The organism is Yoonia sp. R78084, assembly GCF_044595625.1.
Classification (GTDB): domain Bacteria; phylum Pseudomonadota; class Alphaproteobacteria; order Rhodobacterales; family Rhodobacteraceae; genus Yoonia.
Genome location: NZ_CP138993.1, coordinates 1,082,613 through 1,096,618 on the forward strand (window position 1 = coordinate 1,082,613; position 14,006 = coordinate 1,096,618).

Annotated in this window: 14 protein-coding genes; 11 read left to right on the plus strand and 3 right to left on the minus strand. The window is 58.8% G+C overall.

Annotation, left to right across the window (positions count from 1 at the left end):
* Positions 1–41: 41 nt before the first annotated feature.
* Positions 42–1,493, plus strand: a complete 1,452-nt coding sequence (der, locus tag SJY29_RS05570) for a ribosome biogenesis GTPase Der (RefSeq protein ID WP_400087765.1) — start codon at positions 42–44, stop codon at positions 1,491–1,493.
* Here der and SJY29_RS05575 read toward each other — a convergent pair.
* A complete protein-coding gene (locus tag SJY29_RS05575) occupies positions 1,474–2,187 on the minus strand; it encodes a hypothetical protein (protein WP_400087767.1) in 714 nt (237 codons plus the stop codon). The two genes, der and SJY29_RS05575, sit on opposite strands and share 20 nt — an antisense overlap.
* Before the next feature lie 116 nt (positions 2,188–2,303).
* On the opposite strand from SJY29_RS05575, the gene SJY29_RS05580 reads away from it, so the two are divergent.
* The gene (locus tag SJY29_RS05580) at positions 2,304–3,500 is read left to right on the plus strand and encodes a DUF2235 domain-containing protein (protein WP_400087769.1); all 1,197 of its coding nucleotides are present in this window, start codon (positions 2,304–2,306) and stop codon (positions 3,498–3,500) included.
* On the opposite strand, the gene serS is transcribed toward SJY29_RS05580, so the two are convergent.
* A complete protein-coding gene (gene serS, locus SJY29_RS05585) occupies positions 3,497–4,789 on the minus strand; it encodes a serine--tRNA ligase (protein WP_400087771.1) in 1,293 nt (430 codons plus the stop codon). The two genes, SJY29_RS05580 and serS, sit on opposite strands and share 4 nt — an antisense overlap.
* Positions 4,790–5,061: 272 nt before the next feature.
* Between serS and yajC the strand changes: the two genes are divergently transcribed.
* From yajC to SJY29_RS05630, 9 genes are read left to right on the plus strand one after another with little or no spacing between them, the layout of a single operon-like run.
* Positions 5,062–5,346 carry a preprotein translocase subunit YajC gene (gene yajC / locus SJY29_RS05590; RefSeq protein ID WP_055293082.1) on the plus strand — a complete coding sequence of 95 codons (285 nt, stop codon included), beginning with the start codon at positions 5,062–5,064 and terminating at the stop codon, positions 5,344–5,346.
* Between the two features lie 24 nt (positions 5,347–5,370).
* On the plus strand, positions 5,371–7,032 hold the full coding sequence (secD, locus tag SJY29_RS05595; protein ID WP_400087773.1) for a protein translocase subunit SecD: 1,662 nt from the start codon (positions 5,371–5,373) through the stop codon (positions 7,030–7,032).
* Between the two features lies 1 nt (position 7,033).
* Entirely contained in the window at positions 7,034–8,002 is a 969-nt protein-coding gene (gene secF / locus SJY29_RS05600) for a protein translocase subunit SecF (RefSeq protein WP_110280545.1), read from the plus strand.
* Between the two features lie 13 nt (positions 8,003–8,015).
* Positions 8,016–8,369 carry an Mth938-like domain-containing protein gene (locus SJY29_RS05605; protein ID WP_400087775.1) on the plus strand — a complete coding sequence of 118 codons (354 nt, stop codon included), beginning with the start codon at positions 8,016–8,018 and terminating at the stop codon, positions 8,367–8,369.
* Positions 8,370–8,984 (plus strand): heme ABC exporter ATP-binding protein CcmA, encoded by a 615-nt coding sequence (ccmA, locus tag SJY29_RS05610; RefSeq protein WP_400087777.1) that lies wholly within the window; start codon positions 8,370–8,372, stop codon positions 8,982–8,984.
* A complete protein-coding gene (gene ccmB / locus SJY29_RS05615) occupies positions 8,981–9,637 on the plus strand; it encodes a heme exporter protein CcmB (RefSeq protein ID WP_400087779.1) in 657 nt (218 codons plus the stop codon). The genes ccmA and ccmB overlap by 4 nt, the downstream gene beginning before the upstream one ends.
* A gap of 42 nt (positions 9,638–9,679) precedes the next feature.
* The gene (locus SJY29_RS05620) at positions 9,680–10,408 is read left to right on the plus strand and encodes a heme ABC transporter permease (protein WP_055293076.1); all 729 of its coding nucleotides are present in this window, start codon (positions 9,680–9,682) and stop codon (positions 10,406–10,408) included.
* A complete protein-coding gene (gene ccmD / locus SJY29_RS05625; protein ID WP_110280550.1) occupies positions 10,401–10,544 on the plus strand; it encodes a heme exporter protein CcmD in 144 nt (47 codons plus the stop codon). The genes SJY29_RS05620 and ccmD overlap by 8 nt, the downstream gene beginning before the upstream one ends.
* A complete protein-coding gene (locus SJY29_RS05630; protein WP_400087781.1) occupies positions 10,537–11,073 on the plus strand; it encodes a DsbE family thiol:disulfide interchange protein in 537 nt (178 codons plus the stop codon). Before ccmD ends, SJY29_RS05630 begins: the two co-directional genes overlap by 8 nt.
* A gap of 66 nt (positions 11,074–11,139) precedes the next feature.
* Here SJY29_RS05630 and acnA read toward each other — a convergent pair whose 3' ends face one another.
* A complete protein-coding gene (gene acnA, locus SJY29_RS05635; protein ID WP_400087783.1) occupies positions 11,140–13,893 on the minus strand; it encodes an aconitate hydratase AcnA in 2,754 nt (917 codons plus the stop codon).
* Positions 13,894–14,006 lie beyond the last annotated feature (113 nt).

Here is a 14,006-nt window from a genome sequence, read left to right on the forward strand (position 1 = left end):
TGGTGTAAGCGCGCAGGCGTAGACCGTCAGGAGCTGACAAAATGACCTTTACCCTCGCAATTGTGGGCCGTCCGAATGTGGGCAAATCCACCTTGTTCAACCGTCTGGTGGGCAAGAAACTGGCCTTGGTCGATGACCAGCCGGGGGTAACGCGTGATTTGCGCGAAGGTGAGGGGCGGATTGCCGATCTGCGCTTTACCGTGATTGACAGCGCGGGTCTGGAAGAAGCGACAGACGACAGCCTCCAAGGCCGGATGCGCCGCCTGACAGAACGTGCCGTGGAAATGGCCGATGTCTGCCTTTTCATGATCGACGCCCGCGCTGGTGTGCTGCCCGCGGATGAGGTCTTTGCCGATATCCTGCGCAAGAAAAACGCCAATGTGATTCTCGCCGCCAACAAAGGCGAAGGCAAAGCCGCCGATGCGACCATTCTAGAGGCCTATGCGCTGGGTCTGGGCGAGCCGATCCGCATGTCCGCCGAACACGGCGAGGGCATGGGTGAATTGATGGATGTGCTGCGCCCGATTGCCGAGGCACATGAGGAAAAAGCTGCCGCTGACGCGCCCGAGATTGATGTGGACGTGGGCGAGGATGATGAGGATGCGCCGCGTATTCCGACCCGCGCCAAGCCTTTGCAGATTGCCGTGGTGGGCCGCCCGAATGCGGGTAAATCTACGCTGATCAACAAGATTATTGGCGAAGAACGCCTTCTGACCGGTCCCGAAGCAGGGATCACGCGCGATGCGATCTCTGTCCAGCAGGATTGGGGCGGGGTGCCGATGCGGATTTTTGACACCGCTGGGATGCGCAAAAAGGCCAAGGTGCAGGAAAAGCTGGAAAAACTGTCGGTCTCTGACGGTTTGCGCGCGGTGAAATTTGCCGAAGTCGTGGTGGTTTTGCTTGATGTTGAAATTCCTTTTGAACAGCAGGATTTGCGCATCGCCGATCTGGCCGAACGTGAAGGTCGTGCTGTTGTCGTGGCCATCAACAAATGGGACGTCGAGGACGAAAAGCAGACCAAGCTGAAGGAATTGCGCGAAAGCTTTGAACGGCTTTTGCCGCAACTGCGCGGTGCGCCCTTGGTCACGGTTTCCGCTAAGACCGGCAAAGGGCTTGACCGTTTGCAGCAGGCCATCATGCGCGCCCATGAGGTCTGGAACCGCCGCATTTCAACCGCGCAACTGAACCGTTGGCTGACGGGGATGCTGGAACAGCACCCACCACCCGCACCGGGCGGCAAGCGGATCAAGATGCGCTATATGACCCAAGTGAAAACGCGTCCGCCTGCGTTTGTTGTGATGACATCACATCCTGATTTGATGCCGGAAAGCTATAAGCGCTATCTTGTCAACGGCTTACGCGTTGACTTTGATATGCCGGGCACGCCGATCCGGCTTTATTTGCGCGATCAGGGCGACAAGAATCCGTATAAGGACAAGAAGTCCTCGCAGCCGTCGCGCCTGTCAAAGCACCTCAAGAAGGGGCCAAGCTGACCCGCATTCTGGCGACCAGCCCCAGCAGGATGACCACGCCGATGGCCGCCAGCGCTGATACGGTCCAGTTTGCTGCGCCATTGGCGACGATGATCCCTGCCAGCGCCCAGATCACGGTCAGTGCATAGGCGGGTGATTTGACGCGGGTCAGGACGGCGACTGCAACGATCAAGGCACCGACGATGCCGATATAGGCCCAGCCTTGCGCCGCGGGGCCGATGCCATAGCCTGCTGCGGTGCTGCCCAGTGACACGAAAGACGCCGCTGTCAGCCAGCCCGCGTAGATTCCCACCGGCACCCGAAAGAACCAACGATGCTTGCGCGGTGCGCGCAAGAGCGCCGCAATGGCTGCGGCGGCCATGACGAAGATCAGGATTGTCGCCCAGATTGCACTGACGTTTGCCACAGCAAGCCACGGTGTGCCAACGGCGAGGCTGATGATCAGCGGCGGGCGGGCGTAATTCCACTCGGCACTGTCGGCCCGTTTGATCATCCCGTAGACGGCTGACACCACGAGCCAGCCATAGATCAGCCCCCAAATCGTAAAGGCATAGCCTTCGGGCTGCACAGGCGGGTCAATCTGCGGAACGGGCAGTTGGTCTTCGCGAAACCCGCTGAACGGTCTGGTGAGCGCAGGGGACACCACAAAAGTGAGCGTAAAGAAAAGGGTGAGGATCGCGTATATGTTTTTCATGTCCCTGTTATCCTCTGTCTGCTGATGGAGTGCTACCAAAAAAACCGGTTACATCCCGGACTTGCCTACAACCGGTCCTTGCGCCAGCATTCACTTATTCAATTCAGGAGATTGCCATGAAACGCATTGCGATTTTTTGTGACGGGACTTGGAACCGCCATGATGCTGTGAACCCCACGAATGTGGTGCGCATGGCGCAGGCGGTCAAACACACGGCGGATGACGGGCGCAAACAGCAGGTGTTTTATGTGCTGGGCGTCGGGGCCGGACGCGGATCGAACGCGGTCGCGCGGACATTGGACAGGTTTGCGGGTGGCGCATTGGGCTGGGGCCTGATCGAGAATATAGAGGATGCCTATCGCGCTTTGGTTTTCTGCTATGAACCAGGGGACGAGATTTTCATCTTCGGCTTTTCGCGCGGGGCCTATACGGCGCGGTCATTGGCCGGACTACTGCGTTCTTGCGGGATCCCGCCGCGCGAAAATGTGGGCCGCATCGGCGAGGCAATACGGCGCTATCGGTCGCGATCCAAGGACACGAAACCGGATGATCCGGCAAGCTTTGCGTGGCGCCGCGATTTTGCGCCCTATACGGCAACAAGCCAGTTGGAATGGAACTGGCGGCAAAAGACAAACCCGGGCCTCTGTGTAAACCTGACGATCAAATATCTTGGCGTCTGGGATACGGTCGGCGCGCTGGGGGTGCCGGGCTATTGGGCCGCAGCACCACTTTTCAACAAAAGGCACCAGTTCCACGATGCGGACCTGTCACGTACGGTGCTTTCGGCCCGTCACGCCGTCGCGATTGACGAGCAGCGCAGGACCTTTGCGCCGGCACTTTGGTCGGACAAGCTGGACCGCATGAACCGGACGGCGCTGGAAGTGGATGAGGAGACAAGTCTTGATCCTGCCACCCGCGCGGACTGGCCCTACCGACAGGAATGGTTTCCCGGCGATCATGGATCAGTCGGGGGCGGGGGCGACCGGTTGGGGCTCTCGGCCTTCGCATTTGACTGGGTCGCGGAGGGGGCGCAAAGGGCGGAGCTGTGCATGGACAGCGCGAAACTGGCGCAGGTCCGTGAGGGGCGCAACATCCGCGAGGCACTGGTCAATCAATCCCGTTTGGGACTGCTGGCCCGCGTGATGCGGTTGCGCCCTTTTGATCGCGACGGGCCGACGCGTGTGGTGGATGTGAGCCAGACGGCGATTGACCGGATCGCCTGTGATCCGGCCTATCAGCCCAAGACGCTCGCAAAAGTCCTGCCAAAACTGCAAGAGACCCTCACAAAGGACGATCTCTTGCCGCCGCGCTAGACCATCTGGCCGTCTGCGTTAATCCGCGTCTTGCCGCGCAGATAGGGGTGCAAGGCGGCAGGAAGATCCACCGATCCATCAGCCTGCTGGCCATTTTCGACCACGGCAATCAGCGTGCGCCCGACGGCAAGGCCCGATCCGTTCAGGGTGTGCACGAACTGCGGCTTGCCACCGCCCTCGGGCTTGTAGCGGGCGTTCATGCGGCGGGCCTGATAATCGCCCGCGACAGAGACCGAGCTGATTTCGCGGTACGTGTTCTGACCGGGCAACCAGACCTCGATATCGTGGGTTTTGCGCATACCTGCACCCAGATCGCCGGTGCACAGCACGACGGTGCGGTAGGGCAGGTCCAACTTTTCAAGGATCGCCTGCGCCTGTTTGGTCATGCGGTCGTGCTCGGCGGCGCTGTCCTCGGGCTTGGTGATGCTGACCATCTCGACCTTCTCAAACTGGTGCTGGCGGAGCATGCCTGACGTGTCGCGGCCCGCAGAACCTGCCTCAGAGCGGAAACACTGGGTGTGTGCCACATAACGGCGGGGCAGATAGCTTTCGTCGACTGTCAGGCCGTTGACGATATTGGTCAGGGTTACTTCGGCCGTCGGGATCAGCCACCAGCCGTTGGTGGTCTGATAGCTGTCATCGCCGAATTTCGGCAATTGGCCTGTGCCATACATCATGTCCTCGCGCACCAGCACAGGGGTGATGGTTTCGGTCAGACCGTGTTCTTCCACATGTACGTCCAGCATGAATTGCGCCAGCGCACGGTGCAGACGTGCCACAGCACCCGACAGCAGCACGAACCGGCTACCGGACAATTTGGCGGCGGTTTCGAAATCCATGCCCGGACGGATGGCGGGGATATCAAAGTGTTCTAGTGGCGCGAAATCAAGGGCCCGGGGGGTGCCGTGCCGGTGGATTTCGACGTTGTCGTTTTCGTCCGCACCATCGGGGATACTGTCATCGGGCAGGTTGGGGATGCCCATCAAAAGATCGGTGAGGGCGGCATCCTCGGCCTTGGCCTCATCGTTCAACGCGGCGATCTGTGCTTTCTTTTCACCGACAAGCGCGCGCAGGCGTTCGAACTCGGCCTCGTCACCGCGGGCCTTGGCGGCGCCGACGTCTTTGGCGGCTTTATTGGCTTCGGCCTGCGCGGTTTCAGCCGCGAGTATTTTGGCGCGGCGCGCCTCATCCATCGCAAGGATCCGGGACGATACAGGTGCAAGCCCACGACGAGACAGGGCCGCATCAAAAGCAGCGGGATTGTCACGGATGGTGCGGATATCATGCATAGCATCGGTCCTTCTCGGGTGTTTGCGTGACGGTCATATGCCTGATTGTGCCGGTCAAGTGAACTAGGAATTTCCAGCGAAGAAAACCGCCAGTGACTGCCGTCTTTGGACGCAAACATTTTAAACGTGATTGCTTTCCTTCCGTGCTGTCCCCATATGCCACGCAAGCCTGCTCAATTCGGGCCAATCGCGGTTGCCATTCACAGGTGGCGGACATAATGTGCCGCGAGTTTCCAAGGCGCTAAAGCCGCACGACCAAAAGGGATGGATTTATGAGACCTGCCGACCTGATTATGCTCCTGTTGATCTTCGCGATCATGTATTTCCTGCTGATCCGCCCGCAGCAGAAAAAGCTGAAAGAGCATGCTGCCATGATCGAAGGCCTGCGTCGGGGTGACCAGATCATCACTCAAGGCGGTCTGGTTGGGAAGATCGTGAAAGTCAAAGAAGACGGCACCAATGAAGTCGAAGTCGAGATTGCCAAGGGCGTGAACGTCCGTGTCGTCAAATCGACAATTGCGACCGTCATGAACAAAACAGAACCGGCAAAAACCTAAGTCTGGCCGGCGAGGCACGCTTTTATGCTCAATATTTCGTTTCCCAAGCAGCTGATGATCTGGATCACAGTTGTCGTTGGTCTGATGTTTGCCTTGCCCAACGGCTTTTATGGTCGGGTCGAGACGCATAATGATGCGATGGCGATCATCGACACGGGCATCACCAATGACGCGCTTGCCGCTGATGCCGCGCAATGGCCCAGTTTCCTGCCCTCCGGCCTTGTCAACCTCGGGCTTGATCTGCGCGGCGGGGCACACCTGTTGGTCGAAGTGCAGGTCGAGGATGTGCATGCCTCATTTCTTGAAGGTTTCTGGCCATCCGTGCGCGATGCCTTGGCCATAGAGCGTGACACAGTTGGGTTCGTCACCCGCGAGGATAGCCCGCCCACCGAATTGCGCGTGCGTATTTCCGAGGCGGCTGGTGCGACCCGCGCTTTCGAGATTGCGCGGAGTTTGGCCACACCTGTGGCGTCCTTTACCGGTGCTGCCGCCACCAATATAGATGTCCGATTGAATGGTACGCTGCTCACAATCACGCTGAGCGATGCGGAAATGGCCGCGATGAACGAGCGGACGATCCTCCAAACGCTCGAGATCATTCGCCGCCGGATCGACGAGGTCGGCACCCGTGAGCCAACGATCCAGCGGCAAGGGGCAGAGCGTATTCTCGTACAGGTCCCCGGTGTCGGCTCGGCCAACGAGATCATCGAACTGCTGGGCACCACTGCACAGCTGACATTCAACCCTGTTGAGGGCACGACGGGCGATCCCGATGCGTCGGCAGGCACCGGCAATATGATTGTGCCTGCGCAAGAGACCGCGGGCCTTTTCTATATTCTGGAACGTCGCCCTGTGGTGACGGGCGAGGACCTGCAGAACGCGCAACTGGATTTTGACCAGAACGGCCGCCCTGCGGTGGCGTTCCGGTTCAATACATCCGCGGCCCGAGAATTCGGCGACTATACGCTGGAAAACATCGGTAGCCCTTTCGCGATTGTGCTGGATAATGAGGTCATCTCCGCCCCTACGATCCAAAGCCATATTCCGGGTGGTTCGGGTATCATCACCGGTAATTTCACGATTGAGGAAGCAACAAATCTGGCTGTTTTGCTTCGCGCAGGCGCGCTGCCAGCGGAACTGACGTTTCTTGAAGAGCGAACCATCGGTCCGGAACTGGGTGCCGATAGTATTGCGGCGGGGCAGGTGGCGTGCATCGTCGCAGGTATTGGCATTCTGCTTTATATGGTGCTCAGCTACGGTTTGTTTGGCGTGTTCGCCAATATTGCGCTGATCATTAACGTGGGTCTGATTTTTGGCCTGCTGAGCATTGTTGGTGCGACACTCACCTTGCCGGGGATCGCGGGCATCGTCCTAACAATCGGGATGGCGGTGGACGCGAACGTGATTATCTTTGAACGCATCCGCGAAGAGTTGAAGACGGCCAAAGGCCCTGCGCGCGCGATCGAGCTGGGCTATGAAAAAGCGCTGTCGTCGATCATCGACGCCAATATCACCACCTTTATGACGGCTGTGATCCTGTTCACCATGGGTTCCGGCCCGGTCAGCGGCTTTGCCGTGACTTTGGGCTTCGGGATCATGACATCCGTCTTTACCGCGATTTTCGTGACCCGATCCCTGATTGTGATCTGGTTCTCGCGCACCCGCCCCAAAACAATCGAGGTTTGATATGCGCCTGAGACTGGTTCGCGAAAACACAACGATCGATTTCTTCAGCCGCGCCCGTATCTGGCTGGGTATTTCCATGATCGCCATGGTCATCGCTTTTGCGTCTTTTCTGATCCAGGGCCTGAACTACGGCATTGATTTTCAGGGTGGTACAAGCATCCGGACTCAATCCGAAACGCCTGTCGATGTGGCCCAATACCGTGCCGCACTTGAGGCGCTGGACCTCGGTGATGTGTCGATTGCCGAGGTGTTCGATCCGTCGTTTGACGAAAACCAGCACGTGGCCATGGTGCGCATTCAGGCGCAGGAAGGCGATGAGCGGATCGCGACTGAAACGATTGATCAGGTGCAGGCCGCGCTGCGCACAATTGACCCCGATATGACGTTCCCTTCGGTGGAATCCGTCGGGCCGAAGGTGTCGGGTGAGCTGATCCAGACCGCGATATTGGCGGTCAGTTTGGCGGTGATCGCGATCCTTCTCTATATCTGGCTGCGCTTTGAATGGCAGTTCGCGGTCGGCGCGGTGCTTGCGCTCTGCCATGACGTGATCCTGACCATCGGGATATTCTCGGAGCTTCAGATCAAGTTCGATCTCGCGATTATCGCGGCCTTGCTGACCATTGTGGGCTATTCGATCAACGATACGGTGATTGTATTCGACCGCGTGCGGGAAAATCTGCGCAAGTATAAGCAAAAAGACCTCAAAGAGGTGCTGAACTTGTCGATCAACGAAACCCTCAGCCGGACGTTGATGACCTCGATGACGACGATGCTTGCACTTTTGGCGCTGTTCGTCTTGGGTGGTGACGTGATCCGCGGGTTTGTCTTTGCGATGATGTGGGGCGTGTTGATCGGGACCTATTCGTCGATCTTTGTGGCATCAGCGATCCTGCTGGTGCTGGGCGTCAAGCGCGACTGGTCGAAGAAAGACCCGAGCGCGGGGACGAAATACGGTCACATCGACACCTGAATGGAGGTGAGACATGCGTCTGAACGAAATCAGCTATAACGATGCCGTGCCGATAGATGGCTATGGCACCGGGTTTTTCCGCATTGGCGGCAAACGCCATGATGGTGCTGTTCTCGTCATGCCTTCGGGGGTGAGCGGTTGGGGTGGTTTTGAAGATACCGCTGCTGTGCTGGATCATGTGGATGACATTGACGTGCTGTTCGTTGGCACCGGAGCCGAAATCGCGCATCCGCCGGTGGCCTTTCGCACAGCGTTTGAGCATGCAGGGATTGGCGTGGAAACCATGGCATCCCCTGCGGCGTGCCGGACCTATAATGTTCTCTTGTCCGAGGGCCGGCGCGTTGCCGTGGCCCTCTTGCCTGTCTGAATGCTGTATGTCCGTAATCTGAGTTGCGCCCGAGGCGGCGTGCCGGTGCTGACGGACGTCAGTTTCGAGGTGGCAGCGGGTCAGGCGATTATATTGCGCGGTCCCAATGGCGTCGGGAAAACCACGCTGCTGCGCACGCTCGCAGGTTTGCAGCCGCCGATCACAGGCGAGGTGGATTTTCCTGAAGAGCAAGGTGCATATGCCAGCCATGCAGACGGCATCAAGACCGCGCTGACAGTCACTGAGAACCTGAAATTCTGGGCGGATGTGCATGGTGCAGCACTGCCTGATACGATTTTGGAAACCTTTGATCTCTCTGACTTGCGTGACCGTTTGGGCGGGACGTTGTCTGCGGGGCAGAAACGCCGCCTTGGGCTGGCGCGTTTGGGTGTGATCGGCCGGAAAGTGCTGTTTCTGGATGAACCGACGGTGTCGCTCGACCGGTTTTCCGTGAAACTCTTTGCCGATTGGCTGCAAAACACGCATCTTGCCGCGGGCGGAGTGGCGGTGATTGCGACGCATATTGATCTGGGGCTGGCGGCCCCCGAACTGGACCTGACACCGTTCAAAGCCGCAGCGGACGCAGATGGCGGATCAGACGAGGCCTTCTTGTGATTGCGCTGCTGTTGCGCGATCTGCGGCTGGCGTTCCGCGCAGGCGGCGGTTTTGGACTTGGCCTTGCTTTCTTTCTAATCGTCGTCGTGCTGGTGCCCTTCGGGGTTGGGCCGGAAACGGAGCTTTTGTCGCGCATCGCGCCCGGTATTCTTTGGGTCGCGTCGCTCTTGGCGGCGCTTTTGTCGCTGGACCGGATTTTCGCGCTGGATTTCGAGGATGGATCGCTCAGCCTTTTGGCGACATCGCCGCTGCCAATGGAAGGGGCTGCGATGATGAAGGCGCTAGCGCATTGGATCACAACGGGGCTGCCGCTCACGCTGGCGGCACCCGCTTTGGGGTTCCTGCTCAGCCTCGCGCCCGAGGCCTACGCCTATCTGCTGATCTCGCTCTTGCTGGGCACGCCTGCGCTGTCGATGATCGGGACATTCGGGGCCGCGCTGACCGTCGGCATCCGGCGCGGCGGGTTGTTGTTGTCGCTACTGGTGCTGCCGCTCTATGTGCCAACATTGATTTTCGGGGCCGAGGCCGTACGCCGCGGGGCTGATGGCCTTGATCCGACGGGGGCCTTGATGTTGATGGCGGGGATCACTGCAGGGTGTTTCGCGCTCCTGCCATTTGCCACTGCGGCTGTCTTACGCATCAATCTGCGGTGATCGGGGATTGTTGGACGGGACCATGAAGGATAAATAAACGCCATGTCGATGTGGGAATATGCAAATCCAAGACGTTTCATGGGCTGGACCCGTCCGGTCCTGCCGTGGAGCTTTGCTTTGGCGGGGCTGTGCCTGACTGTGGGCTTGATCTGGGGGTTCTTCTTTACCCCAGATGATTTCCGCCAGGGCTCGACCGTCAAGATCATCTACCTGCATGTGCCAGCGGCCCTGATGGCGATTAACGCATGGATTATGATGCTGGTGGCCTCTCTGATCTGGGTCATCCGCCGCCACCATGTCTCGGCGCTTGCGGCGCGTGCCGCGGCCCCTGTGGGCGTTGTTTTCACGCTGATCGCGCTCTTCACCGGCGGCATCTGGGGGCAGCCCATGTGGGGTACTTACTGGGCGTGGGACCCGCGTTTGACGTCATTCCTGATCCTGTTCCTGTTTTATCTGGGCTACATCGCCCTTTGGGAAGCGATTGAAGACCCTGATACTGCCGCCGATCTGACATCGGTCTTATGCATGGTGGGGTCGGTCTTTGCGATCCTGTCGCGCTATGCGGTGTTGTTCTGGAACCAAGGGCTGCATCAGGGGGCGACGCTGTCGCTGGATAAGGAAGAGAACATCTCGGATGTATTCTGGTTTCCGCTCCTTGTCTGCATCGCCGGATTTGTCCTTTTGTTCATCGCGCTCGTTCTGATGCGCACCCGTACCGAAATTCGCGCACGCCGGATCCGCGCCTTGCAAGCGAGGGCGCGCCGTGCCTGATTTAGGTGACTATCGGATTGAGGTTTTGTCGGCCTATGCAGTCAGCATCGTGTTGTTGCTCGCGCTGGTGTGGCTGAGTTGGCGGCGCTATGCCAAGGTGCGTGCTGCCTTGGAGGATGTCGAGAAGAATGGCTAAGATCAAACCTTTGATGATCCTGCCTCCGGTGATTTTTGCAGCCTTTGCCGGCCTCGCGATTGCTGGGATGATGCGGGACAACCCGGATGAGCTGCCGTCAACTTTCGTGGGGAAGCAGGCCCCGCCTGTGCCGGTTGAGGCGGTGCAGGGAACAACGCAACTGACCGATGCCGATTTGCGTGCAGGCGAGATTACGATTGTGAACTTCTGGGCGAGCTGGTGCCCGCCTTGCCGCGCCGAACACCCGAATCTGCTTGATCTCGAGGCCGAAGGCTACCGTGTCGCTGGCGTCAATTTCCGCGATCAGCAGGCCCAAGCCTCACAGTATCTGGTGGATTATGACGACCCCTTTTTTGCCACAGGGTTTGATCTGCGGGGCCGTTCGGCGATCGACTGGGGTGTGACCGCGCCGCCAGAGACATTCATCGTGGATGGTGACGGGACGGTCCTGTTTCGTTTTGTCGGGCCGTTGGTAGGGTCGGATTACGAGCAGCGGTTCCTGCCCGAACTCGCAAAGGCGATGGAGTAGGGTGGGTGAAACCCACGCATAGATGAAAAAAGCCCGGTCAAAATGACCGGGCTTTTCCTTTTTCGGTTAGGCCGCCGCTTTGGCCAAGTTCCGCAGCACATAGTGCAGCACACCGCCGTTTTCGATGTATTCGATCTCGACCGCCGTATCGATCCGGCATTTCACGGTGATCTCTTTCACGCTGCCATCGGCCATTGTGATCTTGGCGGTCATGTCCTGCAACGGTTTGACGGTATCCAGACCCTCGATGGTCACCGTTTCGTCGCCTGTCAGGCCCAGCGATTTGCGGGTGTCGCCGCCAGTGAACTCGAACGGCACAACGCCCATGCCAACAAGGTTGGAGCGGTGGATACGCTCGAAGCTTTCCGCGATCACGGCCTTGACGCCCAATAGTGCCGTGCCTTTGGCCGCCCAGTCGCGCGAAGAGCCCGCGCCGTACTGTTCGCCCGCGAAGATCACCAGCGGTGTGCCGGCTTCTTGATAGGCCATAGCCGCGTCAAAGATGGATGTCTGCGCACCATTGGGGCCTTTGGTATAGCCGCCTTCAATGCCGTCGAGCATTTCGTTCTTGATGCGGATGTTGGCGAATGTGCCGCGCATCATGACTTCATGGTTGCCGCGACGCGATCCGTAAGAGTTGAATTCGCGTACAGGCACCTGACGGTCCAGCAGGTATTGGCCCGCGGGAGTGGTGTCTTTGAACGAACCGGCAGGCGAGATGTGGTCGGTTGTGACCATATCGCCGAGAACAGCCAGAACCTTGGCATTTTCCACGTTCTTGATCGTGCCTGCGTCCTTTGACATGCCTTTGAAGTAGGGCGGGTTCTGGACATAGGTTGACGATGCGGGCCAGTCGTAGGTCTCTGAATTGGTGGTCTCGACCGCTTGCCACTTTTCGTCGCCTTTGAAGACGTCGGCATATTTCTTCTGGAACGCCTCACGTGTCACGGTGCGCTCGACCAGTTCGTTGATCTCGGCAGAGGTGGGCCAGATGTCTTTGAGGTAGACGTCATTGCCGTCTTTGTCCTGCCCCAGCGGGTCGTTGATCATGTCGACGTTCATGTCACCGGCCAGCGCATAGGCCACGACGAGCGGAGGAGAGGCCAGATAGTTGGCGCGCACATCAGGCGAAATCCGGCCTTCAAAGTTGCGGTTACCCGACAGAACGGACGTGGCAATCAGGTCGCCCTCGGCGATAGCTTCGGAGAGTTCCTGCTGGATCGGGCCAGAGTTGCCGATGCAGGTGGTGCAGCCGTAACCGACAAGGTTGAACCCGATGGCGTCGAGGTCCTCTTGCAGGCCTGCGGCTTCAAGATATTCCGACACAACCTGCGATCCGGGGGCCAGTGATGTCTTGACCCATGGTTTGCTGTTCAGGCCCAAGGCGCGGGCTTTGCGTGCCACGAGGCCTGCGCCGATCATGACGTAGGGGTTTGATGTGTTGGTGCAGGATGTGATCGAAGCGATCACCACAGAACCGTCACGCAGTTTGTAATCCTCGCCTTTGACGGCTTGTGATTTGCGTGGATCCATCGGTTCGGTCGGGGCAGGGCCCTCGGATGCCATTTCGTCAGCGGCCTTGCTGCTGTCGATACCGCGATATTCGTTCACCACATCCATAAAGGCCGATGAGGCCTGGGTCAGCGGTGTGTAATCCTGCGGGCGCTTGGGGCCGGAGATTGCGGGCACAATTGTGCCCATATCAAGGTGCAGCGTGTCGGTGTAGACGGGTGCATAGTTTTCGTCGCGCCAGAAGCCGTTTTCCTTGGCGTAGGCTTCGACAAGCGCGATGCGGTCTTCGTCGCGGCCTGTGTTGCGCAGGTAGCGCAGGGTTTCACCGTCAATCGGGAAGAAGCCGCAGGTCGCGCCATATTCCGGTGCCATGTTGGCAATGGTGGCACGGTCGGCCAGTGGCAGCACATCAAGGCCCGCGCCATAGAATTCCACGAATTTGCCCACAACGCCTAGCTCGCGCAGCATTTCGACGACTTTCAGCACAAGGTCGGTGCCTGTGGTGCCTTCGACCATTTCACCTGTCAGCTCAAAGCCCACCACTTCGGGGATCAGCATGGAGACAGGCTGGCCCAGCATCGCGGCCTCGGCCTCGATCCCGCCAACACCCCAGCCCAAGACGGCCAGACCGTTGACCATCGTGGTGTGGCTATCGGTGCCGACGAGCGTGTCTGGATAGGCCACTTCCTCGCCGTTCTGGTCTTTGTCGGTCCAGACGGTTTGCGCCAGATATTCAAGGTTCACCTGATGGCAGATGCCTGTGCCCGGTGGCACAACGCGGAAGTTGTTGAACGCGCCCTGACCCCATTTGAGGAACTGGTAACGCTCCATGTTGCGCTCATATTCGCGGTCTACGTTCATTTGGAACGCGCGCGGATTGCCGAATTCGTCAATCATGACCGAGTGGTCGATGACCAAATCAACAGGGTTCAGCGGGTTGATCTGCTGGGCGTCGCCCCCCAGCGCCACAATCCCGTCGCGCATCGCGGCAAGATCAACCACGGCAGGCACGCCGGTAAAGTCCTGCATCAGCACGCGGGCAGGGCGGTAGGCGATTTCGCGGGGGTTCTTGCCGCCGTTGTCGGCCCATGCGGAGAATGCTTTGATATCGTCGACTGAGACCGAAAAACCGCCGTCTTCAAAGCGCAGCAGGTTTTCAAGCACGACCTTCAGGGCTGCGGGCAGTTTGGAAAAATCCCCCAGACCTGCGGCTTCAGCGGCAGGGATGGAATAGTAAGCGACCGACTGGTCACCGACTTTGAGGGTTTTGCGTGTCTTGGCAGTATCTTTGCCGACTGTGATCGTCATGGCGTTCCCTTTCGTGGCGTATGCTTATGCAAGGCTGCTTGTCGCGGTGATGCACCATGCAGATTCGTCATGCAATGCGGCGCATTTGCGCGTTGTATACTGTTGCACACAAT